Source organism: Neisseria sp. P0001.S005 (assembly GCF_051963715.1).
Genome location: NZ_JBQCTZ010000265.1, coordinates 1 through 3912 on the forward strand (window position 1 = coordinate 1; position 3912 = coordinate 3912).

General features: G+C 47.0%; 3 protein-coding genes and 1 pseudogene. 2 read left to right on the forward strand and 2 right to left on the reverse strand.

Going from position 1 to position 3912, the window contains the following annotated elements:
* Positions 1 to 149: pseudogene (locus ACTHSP_RS18495) on the reverse strand (imidazoleglycerol-phosphate dehydratase HisB); the annotation flags it as partial.
* A 19-nt stretch (positions 150 to 168) separates the two neighbouring features.
* Positions 169 to 1254, reverse strand: a complete 1086-nt coding sequence (hisC, locus tag ACTHSP_RS18500) for a histidinol-phosphate transaminase (protein ID WP_049329530.1) — start codon at positions 1252 to 1254, stop codon at positions 169 to 171.
* 218 nt (positions 1255 to 1472) lie between these two features.
* Between hisC and ACTHSP_RS18505 the strand changes: the two genes are divergently transcribed.
* Complete coding sequence (locus ACTHSP_RS18505; RefSeq protein ID WP_049329529.1) at positions 1473 to 1829, forward strand: DUF2069 domain-containing protein; 357 nt, start codon at positions 1473 to 1475, stop codon at positions 1827 to 1829.
* The gene (locus ACTHSP_RS18510; protein WP_049329528.1) at positions 1826 to 3658 is read left to right on the forward strand and encodes a PglL family O-oligosaccharyltransferase; all 1833 of its coding nucleotides are present in this window, start codon (positions 1826 to 1828) and stop codon (positions 3656 to 3658) included. Before ACTHSP_RS18505 ends, ACTHSP_RS18510 begins: the two co-directional genes overlap by 4 nt.
* Positions 3659 to 3912 lie beyond the last annotated feature (254 nt).

Below are 3912 nucleotides of genomic sequence, written 5' to 3' on the forward strand. Positions count from 1 at the left end.
TCATCGCCTGCTTGTTGTTCCAAACGGCGTTTGAGCTGAGACAAAGAGGCGGAGTTTTCATAACCGCATGCGCGTGCAAGCTTGGTCAATGAGCCGGCTTCTTCAACCAGTAACAGAAAATTGGTCAAATGCAGTTGAGCTTTGTTCATAATGGTAGTTTCCTTGGAATCAAAGATTAGGGTAAAGGTTTTTAATAACGGCCAAAACGGCATCATTTTGCGCTGCCGAGCCTATGGTTATGCGGACACACTGTTTCAAAAGCGGATGACTGCCATGCAGTTTTTTAATCAGTATGCGGTTTTGCTTCAATGTTTCAAACAGCTCGTTCTCATCAGGGACACGAACGGTAATAAAGTTGGCTTCGCTCGGAAAAACTTGCAAACGGTTTAATTTCAGCAATTCATTCATCACGCGCGAACGCTCATTTTTTAATGTATCAATATTTTGCTGAATGATTTGATGATGTTTCAATGAGAATTTTGCCGCCGCCAAGCTTAATTGATTCATATTATAAGGAGGAAGAATTTTAGCCAGTTCACCCATAATGCTTGGACTTGCCGCCGCATATCCCATCCGCAAGCCTGCAAAGCCGATTTTACTGATGGTGCGCATTACGACCAGATTTTCGACTTCGCCCGCCCACGGAAGGAAACTGTCATGATGAAACGCACCATATGCCTCATCGACAACCACAATGCCGGTAGCCGCGCGAATGATTGCCTCTACTTCTTCCCGCTTAAAGCACACACCAGTAGGGTTATTGGGATAGGCAATAAAAATTAATGATGGCTGATGTTGCTCGATAGCGGTCAAAACGGCAGGGAGATTTAAAGAAAAATCTGGATTTAAGGGAACGCCGACATATTCCATGCCATAAAGCGCGGCATTATGACGATACATAACGAAACTTGGCTCAATACCCAATACACGCGCATTTGGTTTGGCAACCAGCATAGTCAAAAATTGGATAAGCTCGTCGGAGCCGTTGCCTAACGCGATTTCCGCCTTATCGGGAATACTGAAAACCTCCCTCAATTCTTCATAAATACCGCTCTTGGCAGCATGGGGATACAAATGAATCGGTGCCTGCTTTGCCAAATCCGCCCATTCTGACAATAAAGATTCATACCCGGCGAAAGGATGATGCGGACACTCCATGGCGTCCAACTTAATAAAACCTTCCGGCAAATCGGCAACCTGATAGGCTGTCATTACTTTAATGTCATCACGGATAACATCAGCAACGCGATTCATGGTTTTCTATCCTCCTGAGATAAAGTGTTTATAATAGTAGCACAATCTTTACTAGATATATATATTGATAAGACTATAAAACAAGATAAAGTTTCATTCGTTTGAAGAAAAAACAATAAATCCTTTCTTCAGCATCTTTAAGCAATATTCTTGGCTTACCCTGCCTTTTTAGCGGTATAATTTTAAGTTTTCCAGTACGGCTTTACGCCCTCAATATTGTGAACAATACACGCTCCCCATTACCTTATCTTGCAACTTCCATAAGCCTTATCCTGCTGATTCTGCTTTCCTTGTCATGGGAATTGTGGATCGCACCATTGCGCGAAGGCGGCTCATGGCTGGCACTGAAAGCCCTGCCGCTGTGCCTGCCGTTGACCGGTATTTTGAAAAAACGCATCTACACTTATCAATACAGCTCCATGCTGATTCTGATTTACTTTGCCGAAGCCTGTATGCGCCTGGCTGACACAGCCGTCGCCAGCCGGATTTGTGCCGCCGTTTCCGTATTATTGTGTATTGCCTTTTTCCTCGGCTGCCTTGCATTTATCAATCAACAAAAACACACATCAAAATGACCTACCACACACTTTCAGACGGCCTGACTGAATCTTCAATGAAAACCTTTTGGCCTTTATGGCTCAGTTTTCTTTGGATTTGCGCCGTCCCTTTTCTTTCACTCTACCGAGTCGGCCCACTGCCCAGCTTTTATTTGGAAGCCATCTCACTGAGCGGCTCATTGGTACTGACATTGATTAGCGCACACAAAGGCCTGCTGAATATCCGCCTTCCTGCACTCAGTATCGGCTTGTTTGCCATGGCTGCATTTTGGTCACTCCAAGCGCGCCTCATGCATTCCACCTACCCCGGCATGAGCGACATCACTGCCTGGACATTTGTCATTTTGGCACTGGGCGCATGGTCGGTGCGTGGCTGGATAGCAGCTTACGGACAGGAACGCATCGTCAGCATTTTTGCTTGGTCTTTATTGATAGGTGCAACCATACAGGCTGCTATCGTTTGGCTGCAATTTAAAGGCTGGTCCAACGTAGAGTGGTTGAACGGCATCATTGCCCGAAGCAGCGGTACCGTAAACGGCCAACTCGGCCAGCGCAATCATTTGGGACATTATTTGATGTGGGGCATTTTGGCAGCATCCTATTTATGGATGGCGCGCAAAATGTCCAATGCAGCAGGTTTTCTGTTCGTATTGGCATTGACTGCGACCCTCGGCCTTGTCAACTCGCGCACCATCTTGGGCTACATTGCCGCCCTATTCCTGATTACGCCGTTATGGTTTTGGCGTACCCGTTTCCAACACAAACGCGCACTGTGCATTTTCCTTCTGACCGCCATCCTGGCCGCTGCTTTCCAATTCGGCATGGGCAGCCTGTTGGATTTGTTTGGCAACATCAAATACGAAACCGCTGTCGAACGCGCAGGTACCAGCGGTTTTGAAGGCTCCATGCGCCAAATCGAATGGAGCAAGGCATGGATTGCCTTTCAATCCGCACCTTGGTTCGGACATGGCTGGAACAGCTTTGCCCAGCAAACCTTCCTGATCAATGCCCAACAACAATACTTCCCCAACAATATTCTCGGCGTACTGTTTACCCATTCGCACAATATCGTCATGCAGTTATTGTCTGAAATGGGCATTGCCGGCACCTTGCTTGCAACCTTAACCCTGCTTGCAGCCGTATGGCGACTGTCGGGCCGCAACCAAACGCCGGCTTCCCTGTTTTTGCTGACCGCCGCCGCCGTCAGCCTCTGCCACAGCATGCTCGAATATCCGCTTTGGTATATTTATTTTCTCACCGTATTCAGCCTGATTCTGTCGCTTACACCTTCTTATCCGAAAGATGTTTCAGACGGCCCTTTATCTACCCGAATCAGACAGTGGGCAGGCGGTATAGCCGCTTTATCGATTTTAATCGGCATGGCAAACCTCAGCTGGGAATATCAAAATCTGACCCAATATAGCCGTGTAGGGGAAACCGACAATCCGCAAACAGTTCAAAATAAAATCGACGGTTTGCAGCAGCTCTCCAAAGAAAGTCCCATGCTTGCCTATTACGCCGATTTAAGTTTAAGCAAACGTGCAGACCCGACCGATGCCTACATCCGCCCGTGGGCAGAAGAAGCCGCACTCAAAGCCCTGACCTACCGCCCCTACTCCAGCGCCTATCAAGTCGGCCTCTACCTCTACCGACAAGGCAAGAAAGAAGAAGGTGCGCAATGGATGCAGGCAGTGCAATATTATTACCCCTATATGATGTATTTCTACGCCGACAAAATACGCAGCCATCCGGCATTCGCCCCCCTGCTGCCCAAACTTTTGTCCGATTGCAAAGATTTCATCAATGCACCGAAACACCAAACTGCCAAATCATGCGACAAACCCTAAACAAAATACACTCAATTGTCAGTTTGTCCTTACAGGCCGTCTGAAAATGTAAAGAGCGACAAGTTTCTATGCAAAAAAGCGCAAAAGCACAGAAAATTACGCTATCAACAAAAGCAGATTGCATGTTAAGATTGAATACAACTCTATTTTAATCGCCGCACCGCCTATTTAGTGCCACGGCGCATACAATCACGAAAAGGAAATTCCATGAGTCGCGTATTACTCGTAGATGACGATGCCCTCTTGACCGAATT